Raw genomic sequence first — 13,180 nt, forward strand, 5'->3', positions numbered from 1 at the left:
GGGCCGGCCCGATTTCGACGTCCGGCCCGGGCCCTGCGGCGTTGCCCCGGGTACAGGCGTTGCCCGGCCGGGGCCGTGAGCCCCCTGCCCCGAGACGATGATCGGCCCGCCCCGCTGAACATGGCCATCGCGCGGTTCGTGCGGCAGGTGCGCGACCACGCCATGTTCGTGGTCGACCTGCAAGGCCGCTGCGCCAGCTGGAACGAGGGCGTGGGCGCCATCCTGGGCTGGGACGAGGCCGACTGGATCGGCCAGCCGGTGGCGGTGGCCTTCACCCCGGAGGACGTGGCCGACGGCGTGCCCGAGCGCGAGCTTCGGCAGGCCGCCCGCACCGGCAGCGCGCACGACGACCGCTGGCTGCAGCGCCGCGACGGCGAACGCTTCTTCGCCAACGGCAGCGTGAGCCCGGTGCGCGACGAGGCGGGCGCCATCGTCGCCTTCCTCAAGGTGCTGCGCGACGGCACCGACGCCCGCCGCACCGCCGACGAATGCGAGCGGGCGCTGGCCGCCGAACGGACGCTGCGGGCGCAGTCCGAACGGCAGGCGGCGGTGCTGCGGGCGACCATCGCCGCCATCCCGGACGCGCTGTACATCGGCAATGCCGACGGCATCACCGAATGCAACGCGCAGGCGCTGCAGATGCTGGGGGTGGCGTCGCTGGACGAGCTGCGGGCGCGCATCGACGAGCTGGGGCGGCGCTTCCGGGTGCGCCGCGAGCGCGACGGCGACCTGGTCGCGGCGCAGGACCTGCCCTTCGCGCGCGCCCTGAACGGCGAGATGGCGACGCTGGAGACCTGGGCCACCCGGCCGGACGGCGAGGACGTCTTCATCCGCGGCACGGCGGCGCCGATCCGCGTCGACGGCCACATCCTCGGCGCGGTGGCCATCAACAGCGACCTCACCCACCGCGTGCGCCTGGACGAGCGGCAGCGCGAGCTGGCACAGGTGAAGGGCCTGCTGGCCGAGCGCGAGGAGGCCTTCCGCGCGCTGGTGCGCGGCGTGCGCGACTACGCCATCTTCACCATCGGCCTGGACGGCCGGATCTCGTCCTGGCACATCGGCGCGCAGCTGATGAAGGGCTACACGGCCGAGCAGGCCATCGGCATGCCCTTCGCGGACCTCTTCACCCCCGAGGACCGGGCCGCCGGCCGGCCGCAGCTGGAGATGGACATGGCCGTGCGCACCGGCGAATTCAAGGGCGAGGGACGCCGCCTGCGCCAGGACGGCACGGCCTTCGAGGCGGCGGTGGTGCTGACCGCCCTGCGCGGCCCGGACGACGGCCTGCTCGGCTACCTGAAGCTGACACAGGACATCACCCGGCGCAAGCAGGTCGAGGCCGAGCGCGAGGAGATGCTCAGCCTGGCGCAGGCCGCGCGCGCCGACGCCGAGCGCGCCAGCCATTCGAAGGGCGAGTTCCTGGCCGTGATCTCGCACGAGCTGCGCACGCCGCTGGGCGCCATCCTCGGCTGGGCGCACCTGCTGGAGCGCGGCGTGGCCGACCCGCACAACCTGCAGCAGGGGCTGGCCGCCATCCGGCGCAACGCCCAGGTGCAGGTGCAGCTGATCGAGGACCTGCTCGACATGAGCCGCATCGAGTCCGGCCAGATGCGGCTGGAGACCGGGCCGGTGGACATCACCGGGGTGGTGGCGGCGGCGGTGGAGGCGGTGCAGCCCAACGCCGACCACAAGGACCTGACGGTGCACACCCTGCTCGACCCCCGCGCCGGGCCGGTGATGGGCGACCCGGCACGGCTGCAGCAGATCGTCTGGAACCTGCTCAGCAACGCGGTGAAGTTCACCCCCGCCGGCGGCCGGGTGACGGTGTCGGTCACCCGGGTGCGCGGCCACCTCGAGATCGCCGTCGCCGACACCGGGCAGGGCATGGAACGCGAGTTCCTGACGCGCGCCTTCCACCGCTTCCAGCAGCAGGACGCGTCCAGCACCCGCCGCTTCGGCGGGCTGGGCCTGGGCCTGGCCATCGTGCGCCAGCTCACCGAACTGCACGGCGGCAGCGTGCGCGCCGACAGCGCCGGCCCGGGCAAGGGCTCGACCTTCACCGTCCGCCTGCCGGCCCTGGGCCGCGAGCGCGGCAACCGCACCGCCGCCGCCGAGGCGCCGGCGCCGCTGCCGGGGCCGCCAGTGCATGAGCAGGACCACCGGCTGGACGGTGTCGACCTGCTGGTGATCGACGACGAGCCGGACGGCCGCGCCGTCGCCGCCTACGCCCTGCAGGCCGCCGGCGCGCGGGTGGTCACCGCGGGCAGCGCCGAAGAGGGGCTGCAGCGCTTCCAGGCGCACCGGCCGGCGGCGGTGCTGTGCGACATCGGCATGCCGGTGCACGACGGCTACGCCTTCATCCGCTGGATGCGCCAAGCCGAAGCGGCGCAGGGCCGCCACACCCCGGCCGCCGCCTTCACCGCCTTCGCCCGCCCCGAGGACCGGCAGCGCGCCATCGAGGCCGGCTACCAGCACCACCTGGTCAAGCCGCTGGCGCCGTCGGCGCTGGTGGACGCGGTGGTCGCCCTGCTCCAGCGCGAAAGCGGCGACACGGCGGGCGACCCCGGCACCGCCGGCGGCTGAGGCCACCGCCCGCGACGGGCACGGGCCCGCCGCTATGCTGCCGGCCCATGCCGCCCGCCGCCCCGCGCGTGCTGTCGCTCATCCCGCCGATGACGCAGCTCAACACGCCCTACCCGTCGACCGCCTACCTCACCGGCTTCCTGCGCTCGCGCGGGGTGGACGCGGTGCAGGCCGACCTGTCGCTGGAGCTGGTGCTGGCGCTGTTCTCGGCCGAGGGCCTGGACGCGCTGCACGCCGTGGTGACGGCGCTGCCGGCCGAGCGGCGCAGCGAGACGCTGGCCACCTTCGAGCGCGAGTTCCACCGCTACCGCCAGACCGTGCCGCGGGTGATCAACTTCCTGCAGGGCCGCGACCCGACGCTGGCGCACCGCATCGCCGGCCGCGGCTGGCTGCCCGAGGGGCCGCGCTTCCGCTCGCTGGACAACTACGTCGCCGAAGACGGCGAAGACCCGCTCGCCTGGGCCTTCGGCGCGCTCGGCCTGCACGACCGCGCACGCCACCTGGCCACGCTGCACCTCAACGACCTGGCCGACGTGCTACGCGACGCGGTGGACCCGCGCTTCGAGTTCGTGCGCTACGCCGAGCGGCTGGCGATGAGCCAGCCCAGCTTCGACCCGCTGGCCCAGGCGCTGGCGGCCGACCCCAACCTCATCGACCGCACCCTGCAGGCGTTGACGCGGCAGGCGCTGGAACGGCACCGGCCCGGCGTGGTGCTGCTGTCGGTGCCCTTCCCCGGCGCGGTGTACGGCGCGCTGCGCATCGCGCAGGCGGTGAAGGCGCACGACCCGGCGACCGTGGTCGTGCTGGGCGGCGGCTTCGTCAACACCGAGCTGCGCGAGCTGGCCGAGCCGCGGGTCTTCGACGTCGTCGACTACGTGACGCTGGACGCCGGCGAACGGCCGCTGCTGGCGCTGCTGGAGCACCTGCAGGGCAAGCGCTCGCGGCAGCGGCTGGTGCGCACCTTCCTGCGTGACGTTGGCGATGGGTCCGACGCCGGGCAGGTGCGCTACGTCAACTTCGTCGAGCCCGACATCCACTTCGACGACGTCGGCACGCCGACCTGGGACGGCCTGCCCACCGAGCGCTACCTGTCGCTGCTGGACCTGCTGAACCCCATGCACCGGCTGTGGAGCGACGGCCGCTGGAACAAGCTGACCGTGGCCCACGGCTGCTACTGGAAGCAGTGCAGCTTCTGCGACGTGAGCCTGGACTACATCTCCCGCTACGACGCGGCCAGCGCGACCACGCTGGTCGACCGCATCGAGGCGGTGATCGCCGAGACCGGGCAGACCGGCTTCCACTTCGTCGACGAGGCGGCGCCGCCCAAGGCGCTGAAGGCGCTGGCCGACGAGCTGCTGCAGCGCCGGCTGCCCATCACCTGGTGGGGCAACATCCGCTTCGAGAAGACCTTCACCCCCGCGCTGTGCGAGCGGCTGGCCGACAGCGGCTGCATCGCCGTCACCGGCGGGCTGGAGGTGGCCTCCGACCGGCTGCTCAAGCTGATGAAGAAGGGCGTGACGGTGGACCAGGTGGCCCGCGTCACCCATGCCTTCTCGCAGGCCGGCGTGCTGGTGCACGCCTACCTGATGTACGGCTTTCCCACCCAGACGGTGCAGGACACGGTGGACGCGCTGGAGTACGTGCGCCAGCTCTTCGAGGCCGGCTGCATCCAGAGCGGCTTCTTCCACCGCTTCACCTGCACCGTGCACTCCCCGGTGGGCCGCGAGCCCGAGGCCTACGGCGTCACCCTGCAGCCCCTGCCGCCCGGCGCCTTCGCCAAGAACGACATCGGCTTCACCGACCCCACCGGCACCGACCACGACGCCATGGGCCGGGCGCTGAAGAAGGCGGTCTACAACTACATGCACGGCATCGGCCTGGAGCAGGACGTGCGGCGGTGGTTCGACGTGCGGGTGCCGAAGCCGACGGTGCGGAGGGATCGGATCGAGCGGGCGTTGCGGGAGGGGATGAATGGCTGACGGCGAGATGGGCGGTGCGGATGACTGACGTCCGCTATGCAGCGTAAGCCGTCAGTCCCTGCGAAAGCTCGAACTCACGCTCTCATTCGTACACCGGTCACCGATTCACACACGAGCCCACGCTCGACGAAGCGCGCGGGCTTGGGCAGCGCCGACGTCTTCTTGTAGTACTCCACACGTGGTCACGTATCAAGCATGTCCCACTCGTCGCCGAGCATCCAACGGATCGCTGATAGCTTCCCATTAATCATGCCCCACTCGAAGTCGTCCCACGGGCCAAGGTTTTCCTTGCCGTACTCCTTCTCGACTCGACGCTGAGCACGCAGAGACCCTTCCCAAATGGTGTCGACCACCATCCATTGGTGACGAACGCCCTGACCGGCCTTGTCCCACTCCTCCTTAGTCACGATCTTGAGCTTGCCGTCCTCGATGTGCTCTCGCATGACCATCTTGCGGTTGTACCAAACCTGATTGAAAAGCAGGTCTTCGGCCTTGAGCAACTCGTGCAGGCCGCGCGGTTCCTGCTCCCATGACTGCTCCCACATCAGTTCGCTGACCATCGACGGGTCGATGCGCCTCAGCAGCTCAGCGAGATTGATGAAGTACAGCGACTTCACGCGGCTGAACGCGCCTGCGATGTCAGAGTGCGGCAGCCGCGCGTTCTGCGCACCGAAGTCCGACTTGTTGTGCGTCACGAACGCGAGTCGCTCACCGGGCGGGGCAGCCTTCACGAGGTCGACGTACAGCTCGTACAGGATCGCGTCTGCCACCCCATTCTTGTTCTCGTGCTGACAGGGCGCTTTTCGATGCAACGCCCGGTCTGCCGCTCGAAGCATCGCACCGCTGGACGGCTTTGAGTGCTGGGCGTCGGTCAGTAGCCTCTCAAGTCTGTCCAGCACGCCTTCCACTCGACCACCAACGATTGGCACCTTGTGGTTCGCATCGTCGAGCTGCTTCAGCAAGGACTTCTTGCGGCGTGTTTCGCCCGGTAGGCGTGTCAACGCTTCACGGACCTGTTGGAAGTGCGACTTGAGACTCTTGGCCGCAGTCTGTGCAACCCGGTTCCTGTTTCGCTTGAGCTCGGTGAACACAAGCTCAGGCACGACGAGCCGCAGCATTTCCTTGCGGACCATGTTCTCAAGAACAAGCACTAACGGCTGGAGCTTTCGATCCTGGGCCAGATCCAGCCACACGCACGTGTCGAGCAGCACGTTGAACATGATCAAGCCACCCCGCCCTCGAACACCTTCTTCATGCGCCGGCAGGCGGACGCGCGTTCCTGAGTAGTTCCGCCAGCACCCTTTCTATTGACATCAGCCCGTCGACTGCATCAGGCAGCGCCTGCACTGCGGGCTCCTTTGCCATTGCGCCGACAAGCCGCACGATATCCTGAGTGACCTTCAAGGCAAGATCCTCGGGCGACGTGAATGCGCTCACAACGTGCGCATTCTTGAGCTGCGCCTTGAATGCCACCAGCTTCTCGGCGCCGGCACCGGTGTCGACGTGCTTGGGGAGCACCGGGTGGTGATCTTCGTCAATCAGGTACATCAGGGTAGGCAGCCGAACGGCCTGTGCCTCTTCGTACTCGAGCTGTGTCATCGACTTCCCATAGACGGGGTCGATGTCACCGTACCGCATGCCAATGATGCCGACGAAGATCTTCGAGGCGCGGACAAGTCGAAGGCACTCCTCCATTGGCGTGTCAGGAAGCGCCCCGAAGAACTCCATCGCTTTGAAGCTCAGCTCCAACTTCGTAATCGCGCTGCGTACGAGTCGTCGGTGCGACTCAAGATCAACGAACGTGCTGCTGACGAAGATCGACTGTGTCATCGCCATGCCTTAGCAGAACTGCTTGCGCCCGATGCCGATTGCGAAGTCAAGGAACGCCTTCCATGGGAAGGTTTTGCAAAACACGAAGACGTGCAGGCCTGCGAACACCCACGGCACGAACGACTCGATGTGCGAGATCGGCCAGTACAGCTTCTTGTTCTTGCCTCGCTGGACCGCGTCCCACTCAGCGTCGTACGGGCTGATCGGCAAGCGCTTCTCGATCTCGTGCACCACACCCCACTTCGCGGTGTTCAGGTTCTTGTAGGAAACGATGATCGCAAACCACAGCATGGTCAGCGCAATGCCGGCCGTGGCAAGGGTCCACAGGTACTCGGGCGAGTCCTTGGTGGTCAGGTACCCGACGAAGCCGAGGATCGCCGAGTTCACTGACAGGAAGTAGTTGTTCGCGGTGGTGCGCCGCTGGCTGATCCGGTCAGCCATCTCCACGTACAGCTTGTACTGATCAAGGAGATGGCTATACCACTTCTCGTTGTGCGGATAGACCGCGTCTTCCTTGACGGGTATCTCGTTCCACAGCTTCGATTTCTCGTCCAGGCGAGGCATTAGCGCCCGCCGTGGATGAGAGTCTTGAGGTTCTCCCAGGTCCAGGTGTACATCTTGTCGTTCTCGCCACCCTTGGGCCGCGTGCAGTCCACGTCCCTATACCCTTTGAGCAGGAAGTATGGCTTGCCAAGCTTCTTGGCGATGGCGAGTTCAATCGAGACACCCTTCGCCGTATGGGTCCGCATCCCGCACAGCACGCACACCACGTCGGCACGGTTGATGCGCCCCTTGACCTTCTCTTCCCAGTCGCCGGTCAAGTGCTCCTTGACGGAGGCGTCGGTGACATCGAACGGCGTGTCGTCGTGCTTCGACTGCCCGATCAGGAACGTCTTCAGGGTTTCGTCGTTGTCATAGTCGAAGCTGACGAACAAACGGGCCTTAGCCATCCGCTTCTCCTGCGAGGTAGGTGGGCTCTAATTCAACCGATCGGCCATCTCACTCAGCGCTGGCACACCCAGTGGTTCTCCATATTCCGGCGGTTGCGCCGGCAGGTTAGCTTATCCCGACTCTCTGTTTAGCCACGATCCCGGAACGCGTTTGCCGGTGCCGGTGGCGCCGAAGAGCAGGTCTCTCCTGCTTATGAAGCGGAACTGGAGGGTCGCGAAGGTCGGCTTACGGTGCGCGCCGACGTTCAAGAGGCGGCCGTCGACCGACAGCAACCAGTCGAGGCTGTGTGAAAACGTCTTGATCGATCGAGGCGGCGCTTTTAAGGTTTGGCAACGCGACTTGGGGCGGCCACATGAAGCGATTCATCGAGGGCGAGGAGCGCAGCCAGATCACGCTGCTGCCTGAGTGTCTGGACGACTTCATCACCGAAGACAACCCAGTACGCGTTGTCGACGTCTTCGTCGATGAGCTCAAGCTCCACTCGCTCGGTTTCGATGGCGTGAGGCCGGCCGCCACCGGGCGCCCGTCGTACCACCCGTCGGTGCTGCTGAAGCTCTACATCTACGGCTACCTCAATCAGATCCAGTCGAGCCGGCGCCTGGAGCGTGAAGCGCAGCGAAACGTCGAGCTCATGTGGCTGACCGGTCGCTTGACCCCGGACTTCAAGACGATCGCCGACTTCCGAAAGGACCACGGAGAGGCGATCCGCAAGGTATGCCGTGAGTTCGTACTTCTGTGTCGCCGGCTCCGGCTGTTCACCGAGGGGGTGGTGGCCATCGACGGCAGCAAGTTCAAGGGCGTGAACAACCGAGACAAGAACTTCACCAGCCACAAGATTCAGGTGCGGATGAAGCAGTTGGAGCACAACATCAACCGGTACCTCACCGAGCTTGATCGCGCTGATCGCGACCCGACACTGGTGCTTCCCGAGAAGGCTGCCCGTTTGAGGGAAAAGATCGCCAGGATCAAGGAGCAGATACGAGGGCTGGCCGAGATCGAACAGCAGCTCAGGTCTTTCAATGAGCGGCAGGTCTCCTTGACCGATCCTGACGCACGCTCCATGGCAACCAGTCGACTTGGCTCGGCGGTCGTCGGCTACAACGTCCAGGCCGCCGTCGACACCAGGCACCACCTGATCGTTGTGCATGAGGTGACCAACGCCGTCACGGACCGAGGCCAGTTGGCCGCCATGGCCAAAGCGGCGAAGGAGGCTGCTGCTCACCCGAGCCCGATCGTTCTGGCAGACAGAGGCTACTTCGAGGGCTACCAGATCCTGGAATGCGAGCGAGCGGGCATCGCAGCGATGGTGCCCAAGCCACTCACCTCTGGCGGCAAGTTCGAGGGGCGCTTCGACAAGCGCGATTTCGCCTATGACGCCCAAGGCGACGTGTACCGGTGCCCGGCAGGAGAGACGGCGGTTCGTCGCTTCACCGTGATCGAGGACGGCAAGACGCTCCACAAGTACTGGTCGTCGGCGTGCCCCGGCTGTCACCTCAAGAAGCAGTGCACCCCGGCGCCGTTTCGGCGCATCAGCCGATGGGAGCACGAAAGCGTGCTGGAGGTTGTTCAGGCGCGCCTTGACGGCGCGCCTGAAGCTTCCCGCCTACGACAGCGCACCGTCGAACACGTCTTCGGCACGCTGAAGGCTTGGATGGGAGCAACGCACTTCCAGACCAGGACGCTCCCGCGCGTGCGGACCGAGATGAGCCTGCAGGTGTTGGCCTACAACATGCGGCGCGTGATCAGAATCTTGGGTGCAACGACCCTGATCGAAGCGATGAGGGCGTAGGACGAAGACTTCCTAGCAAGAGAGTAAGTGGCCATGCGCCGAAGCGCTGCGCGCTCCAGCGGCCGATGCTACTTGCGACCCGATGCCAGGGCTGTTTGCACACGCCCTCAGTCTTTAGCAGACCCCTATCGGCCGACCTCGACAGGCAACACTCAGTCAGCCTGGCGGCTGCAGGGCCCATCGGCACTGCCGCCCCCACTGCGCCCCCACAATCCCCCCATGAAACGCCTCCTGCTCCCCACCCTGCTCGCCGCCGCCGGCGCGGTCCACGCCCAACGCATCGGCGAAGTCGACACGGTGTTCAAGCTGATCGGGCCCGACCACAAGATCGTGGTCGATGCCTACGACGACCCGGGCGTCAAGGGCGTCACCTGCTACGTCTCGCGCGCCCAGACCGGCGGCATCAAGGGCGGGCTCGGCCTGGCGGAGGACAAGGCGGAAGCCTCCATCGCCTGTCGGCAGACCGGCCCGATCTCGTTCCCCCAGCCGGTCAAGCGGCAGGACGAGATGTTCAGCGAGCGCATCTCGCTGGTCTTCAAGCGCCTGCGCGTGGTGCGCATGGTCGACGCGCCGCGCAACACGCTGGTCTACCTCACCTACTCCGACCGCGTGATCGAAGGCTCGCCGCAGAACAGCGTCACCGCCGTGCCGGTCGACCGCGCCACGCCGATCCCGGTCCGGTAGCGGGCCAGGGCCCTACAGCGTGGGAACGGTGCCGCCGTCGATCCGGTACTCGGCACCGGCGATGGAAGCGGAGCGGGGCGACGCCAGGAAGGCGATCAGATCGGCCACTTCGCGTGGTCTGGCGGGGCGCCCCACGGGAATGCCGCCCAGCCAGTCCATCACGATCTTCTTGCCGCCTTCGTAGTCCGTTCCGGCCTCGTCGGCCATCCGCTGGGCAAACACCATCGACGCCTCGGTCTCGATCCAGCCCGGCGCAACGCTCAGGACGCGAACGCCCTTCGGCGTCACTTCTCTCGCCAGCGACTTGCTGTAGGTGGTGAGGGCTGCCTTGGCCGCGGCGTAGGCGGTGGTGGACTCGGGAAGGGGCAGCACACGCTGGATGGAGCTGACGTGGATGATGACCCCCGCGCCCTGCGCCAGCATCGTGGGCAGCAGCGCCCGATCCAGGCGCACGGCAGGCATCAGGTTCAGGTTCAACTCGGCGAACCAGTGCTCGTCGCTGATGGCGGCGAAACCGCCGCCGGGCGTTTTCGACCCTCCGAGCACGTTGACCAGGATGTCGACGCCGCCCCACGCCCGCAGGATGGTCTGGGCAAGGTGGTGCGTGCCGTCGGCCGTCGACAGGTCGGCGGCGACGTAGGTGACCCCCTCCACCGGTTGCGGCGGTGGGGTGCGGGCGGATGTCGCCACCCGAGCGCCGGCCTCCACCAGGGCGTGCACGACGGCAGCGCCCAGGCCCAGCGTACCGCCGGTGACCACGGCCCGCAGGCCTTTCAGTTGCAGGTCGAAGCTCATGCCGTGATCTCCAAGCGGGTGAAGAGGCCGCGCGCCAGGCGGAGGGCGGGCGTGGGTTCGGGGAGGCTGAGGGCTGACATGGTTGAACTCGTCGGTTGGGACGGTCCACACAATGCCGTCGTCGAGCCGATTAATGAATAGACTAGGATCGGCAATGGCTGTGTAGGGGGGCGATACACAATGCGCGGGTCTGACTTCGCCGAGCTGAAGGCGTTCGTCGCGGTGGTGGAGCGTCAGAGCTTCGCGCGCGCGGCGGAGCATCTGGGCCTGTCGCCCTCGGCGCTGAGCCAGACGATCCGGCACCTCGAAGGCCGCATCGGTGCACGCCTTCTGAACCGCACGACCCGAAGCGTCGCGCCGTCGACCAGTGGCGAGCTGCTCTACCGGCGCATCGCGCCGTTGTTCCGCGAAATGGCCGTGGCCGTCGCCGAGGCCGGAGAAGCCACCGGACGGATGAGCGGCACCCTGCGCATCAACACGTTGGGGATCGCGGCCAGAACCATCATCGCGCCGCGGCTCTCGCGTTTTCATGAGGCGCACCCCGACGTCGTGCTCGACGTCGTGGTCGACGATGCACTGGCGGACATCGTCGCAGGCCGCTTCGACGCGGGCATCCGCGTGGGAGGACAACTGCACAAGGACATGGTGGCCATCCGCCTCACGCCCGACCTGAACATGGTCGCCGTGGCGTCCCCGGACTACCTTGCGCGTCGCGGAACCCCCAAGTCGCCCACCGAGTTGCATGACCATGCCTGCATCAACTGGCGGCTCCAAACGGACGGCAGGCACTATCGCTGGGAGTTCAAGAAGCGGGGCCAGCGACTCGAGGTGGCGGTGGAGGGCCCGGTCGTCACCAATCACGCCGACATCGGCCTCGGCGCTGCACTGAACGGGCTCGGCATCGCCTATCACTTCGAGAATGACGGCGTGGCCGAGCTCCTGGCCCAAGGACGGCTGGTCCAGGTCCTTGCGGACTGGTCGATCTCGCGCCCGGGTCTGTTCCTGTACTACCCGAACCGGCAGCACCGACCCGCGGCCCTCGGTGCGTTCATCGACTGTCTGCTGGACAGAAAGCCATTCGACCGGCCCTAGCGTCCGGCCCTAGCGACCGGCCCTCAAACGACCCCCGCCGCCCACGGCCACAGGCTGCTTCGCATGAAGACCATCCGCGACCTGCTCAAGCCACCGCACATCGACGGGCGTGTGGAGGCCATCGTCGTGCGGGCCTCGCCGCGCGCGGCGGCGCGCAGCATCGCCGAGACGGTGGCGCTGGCCGGCATCGGCCTGGCCGACGATCGGCTGGGGCAGCGCGGCGAAGCCGAGCTGTCGACGCGGCAGGTGACGTTGATCCAGGCCGAGCACCTGCCGGTGATCGCCGGGCTGGCGCGGGTGGACGGCGTCGACCCGGTCGGGCTGCGCCGCAACCTGGTGGTCTCCGGCATCAACCTGCTCGCGTTGAAGAACGCGCGGCTGCAGGTGGGCGAGGCGGTGCTCGAGATCGTCGGCCCGTGCCACCCCTGTTCCCGCATGGAGGAGACCATCGGCCCGGGCGGCTACGCCGCGATGCGCGGCCACGGCGGCATGACGGCGCGGGTGCTGACCGGCGGCCCGATCCGCGTGGGCGACCCGGTGCAGGTCCAGCGGTAGGCCTGTCACCAGACCGGCTCATCCGCCCCCGGCCGGACCGACGGCCGCGTCCAGCCGGCGCGCACGCCGTCGAAGGCCACCGCATGCCGCACCGCCCGCAGCCGGCCCCAGCCGCTGTCGGTCTCGTCCATCGCCGCGTCGTCGAACGGGGGCCATGCCCCGTGGATGCCGTCCGGCACCCGGCCCAGGCCGTCCAGCCACTGCCGCACCCCGGCCAGCCGCCGCCGCGCAGCGCCCCGCAGCGACGCGGCGGCCAGGCCGGCCGCCGCCGCCGCCGACTGCAGCGCGGTGCCCACCGCGAACGAACTGGGCAGCGCGGGCTCGGCGCCGGCCAGGTGCAGGTGGCGCAGCGCCTCGGCCGGCAGGCCGGCGTGGTGCCAGAGCCGCTGCACGGCCGCCGCGGCGGTGACGGGTGGGTCGTGGGGTGTCGTGGTCATGGCGTTCCTCGGCCGGCGCGTGGCCGGCAGGGCAGGCGCCGGCGCCGCGGGTCAGGCCGGCGGGGTCAGGGTCTCGATCAGCGCGAGGATGTTGCCTTCACTGTCGCGGAACCAGGCGGCCTTGGCGCCGCCGGGCGACGAGCGCGCCCTGCGGGCTGCGCTCGCCGGGCAGGTCGGGGTAGAGGTCGAAGACCACGCCGCGGGCGGCCAGCGCCACCATCACCGCGTCCAGGTCGTCCACCGACCAGAAGGCCTGGCTGGCCTTCGACGTGCCGGCATTGGGCGTGGGGTAGAGGAAGGCCGCCGTGCCGCCGGCACAGCGGTAGACGACCCCACCGTTGACCTCCTCGTCGGGGGTGAGGCCGACCACCGTCTCGTAGAAGCGGCGGGCGCGCGCCAGGTCGCGCGCGGGCAGGTAGTTGAACATCGGGTACTGCTGCAGCATGAGGGGCTCCTGTCGGCGTCTCCCCCTCACGACGATCCTGCCG

At 68.2% G+C, this 13,180-nt stretch carries 13 protein-coding genes; 6 read left to right on the top strand and 7 right to left on the bottom strand.

The genetic code is table 11. The features are described from left to right. Positions 1-120: 120 nt before the first annotated feature. Both LRS07_RS13970 and LRS07_RS13975 read left to right on the top strand, forming a co-directional pair. A complete protein-coding gene (locus LRS07_RS13970) occupies positions 121-2,580 on the top strand; it encodes a hybrid sensor histidine kinase/response regulator (protein WP_260498618.1) in 2,460 nt (819 codons plus the stop codon). A 47-nt stretch (positions 2,581-2,627) separates the two neighbouring features. Then, positions 2,628-4,559 (top strand): B12-binding domain-containing radical SAM protein, encoded by a 1,932-nt coding sequence (locus LRS07_RS13975; protein WP_260498619.1) that lies wholly within the window; start codon positions 2,628-2,630, stop codon positions 4,557-4,559. 182 nt (positions 4,560-4,741) lie between these two features. Here LRS07_RS13975 and LRS07_RS13980 read toward each other — a convergent pair whose 3' ends face one another. From LRS07_RS13980 to LRS07_RS13995, 4 genes are read right to left on the bottom strand one after another with little or no spacing between them, the layout of a single operon-like run. Further along, a complete protein-coding gene (locus LRS07_RS13980) occupies positions 4,742-5,779 on the bottom strand; it encodes a PIN domain-containing protein (RefSeq protein ID WP_260498620.1) in 1,038 nt (345 codons plus the stop codon). Positions 5,780-5,810: 31 nt separating this feature from the next. Beyond that, complete coding sequence (locus LRS07_RS13985) at positions 5,811-6,389, bottom strand: DUF4062 domain-containing protein (RefSeq protein ID WP_260498621.1); 579 nt, start codon at positions 6,387-6,389, stop codon at positions 5,811-5,813. A 9-nt stretch (positions 6,390-6,398) separates the two neighbouring features. Further along, complete coding sequence (locus LRS07_RS13990; protein WP_260498622.1) at positions 6,399-6,953, bottom strand: RipA family octameric membrane protein; 555 nt, start codon at positions 6,951-6,953, stop codon at positions 6,399-6,401. Next, positions 6,953-7,339: a TIR domain-containing protein gene (locus LRS07_RS13995; protein ID WP_260498623.1), complete on the bottom strand. Its 387-nt coding sequence runs from the start codon at positions 7,337-7,339 to the stop codon at positions 6,953-6,955. The genes LRS07_RS13990 and LRS07_RS13995 overlap by 1 nt, the downstream gene beginning before the upstream one ends. Before the next feature lie 353 nt (positions 7,340-7,692). Between LRS07_RS13995 and LRS07_RS14000 the strand changes: the two genes are divergently transcribed. After that, complete coding sequence (locus LRS07_RS14000; RefSeq protein WP_260498624.1) at positions 7,693-9,129, top strand: IS1182 family transposase; 1,437 nt, start codon at positions 7,693-7,695, stop codon at positions 9,127-9,129. A gap of 219 nt (positions 9,130-9,348) precedes the next feature. Continuing rightward, positions 9,349-9,813, top strand: a complete 465-nt coding sequence (locus LRS07_RS14005) for a CreA family protein (protein WP_260498625.1) — start codon at positions 9,349-9,351, stop codon at positions 9,811-9,813. A 12-nt stretch (positions 9,814-9,825) separates the two neighbouring features. Here LRS07_RS14005 and LRS07_RS14010 read toward each other — a convergent pair whose 3' ends face one another. Next, positions 9,826-10,608, bottom strand: coding sequence for an SDR family oxidoreductase (locus LRS07_RS14010; RefSeq protein ID WP_260498626.1), 783 nt, complete (start codon positions 10,606-10,608; stop codon positions 9,826-9,828). Positions 10,609-10,788: 180 nt separating this feature from the next. Between LRS07_RS14010 and LRS07_RS14015 the strand changes: the two genes are divergently transcribed. Continuing rightward, entirely contained in the window at positions 10,789-11,700 is a 912-nt protein-coding gene (locus LRS07_RS14015) for a LysR family transcriptional regulator (RefSeq protein WP_260498627.1), read from the top strand. Positions 11,701-11,763: 63 nt separating this feature from the next. Next, positions 11,764-12,255, top strand: coding sequence for an MOSC domain-containing protein (locus LRS07_RS14020; protein WP_260498628.1), 492 nt, complete (start codon positions 11,764-11,766; stop codon positions 12,253-12,255). A gap of 5 nt (positions 12,256-12,260) precedes the next feature. Here LRS07_RS14020 and LRS07_RS22280 read toward each other — a convergent pair whose 3' ends face one another. Further along, entirely contained in the window at positions 12,261-12,692 is a 432-nt protein-coding gene (locus LRS07_RS22280) for a hypothetical protein (RefSeq protein ID WP_409450547.1), read from the bottom strand. A gap of 97 nt (positions 12,693-12,789) precedes the next feature. Continuing rightward, the gene (locus LRS07_RS14030; RefSeq protein WP_260498629.1) at positions 12,790-13,137 is read right to left on the bottom strand and encodes a VOC family protein; all 348 of its coding nucleotides are present in this window, start codon (positions 13,135-13,137) and stop codon (positions 12,790-12,792) included. Between the last annotated feature and the right edge of the window lie 43 nt (positions 13,138-13,180).

Source organism: Aquabacterium sp. J223 (assembly GCF_024666615.1).
Lineage (GTDB): Bacteria > Pseudomonadota > Gammaproteobacteria > Burkholderiales > Burkholderiaceae_C > J223.

Bases quoted from the DNA above. Each gene is read 5' to 3' on its own strand.
- LRS07_RS13995 (WP_260498623.1), bottom strand. From the start codon at position 7,339: ATGGCTAAGGCCCGTTTGTTCGTCAGCTTCGACTATGACAACGACGAA.
- LRS07_RS13970 (WP_260498618.1), top strand. From the start codon at position 121: ATGGCCATCGCGCGGTTCGTGCGGCAGGTGCGCGACCACGCCATGTTC.
- LRS07_RS14000 (WP_260498624.1), top strand. From the start codon at position 7,693: ATGAAGCGATTCATCGAGGGCGAGGAGCGCAGCCAGATCACGCTGCTG.
- LRS07_RS13985 (WP_260498621.1), bottom strand. From the start codon at position 6,389: ATGACACAGTCGATCTTCGTCAGCAGCACGTTCGTTGATCTTGAGTCG.
- LRS07_RS14030 (WP_260498629.1), bottom strand. From the start codon at position 13,137: ATGCTGCAGCAGTACCCGATGTTCAACTACCTGCCCGCGCGCGACCTG.
- LRS07_RS22280 (WP_409450547.1), bottom strand. From the start codon at position 12,692: ATGACCACGACACCCCACGACCCACCCGTCACCGCCGCGGCGGCCGTG.
- LRS07_RS14015 (WP_260498627.1), top strand. From the start codon at position 10,789: ATGCGCGGGTCTGACTTCGCCGAGCTGAAGGCGTTCGTCGCGGTGGTG.
- LRS07_RS13980 (WP_260498620.1), bottom strand. From the start codon at position 5,779: ATGTTCAACGTGCTGCTCGACACGTGCGTGTGGCTGGATCTGGCCCAG.
- LRS07_RS13990 (WP_260498622.1), bottom strand. From the start codon at position 6,953: ATGCCTCGCCTGGACGAGAAATCGAAGCTGTGGAACGAGATACCCGTC.
- LRS07_RS13975 (WP_260498619.1), top strand. From the start codon at position 2,628: ATGCCGCCCGCCGCCCCGCGCGTGCTGTCGCTCATCCCGCCGATGACG.
- LRS07_RS14005 (WP_260498625.1), top strand. From the start codon at position 9,349: ATGAAACGCCTCCTGCTCCCCACCCTGCTCGCCGCCGCCGGCGCGGTC.
- LRS07_RS14020 (WP_260498628.1), top strand. From the start codon at position 11,764: ATGAAGACCATCCGCGACCTGCTCAAGCCACCGCACATCGACGGGCGT.
- LRS07_RS14010 (WP_260498626.1), bottom strand. From the start codon at position 10,608: ATGAGCTTCGACCTGCAACTGAAAGGCCTGCGGGCCGTGGTCACCGGC.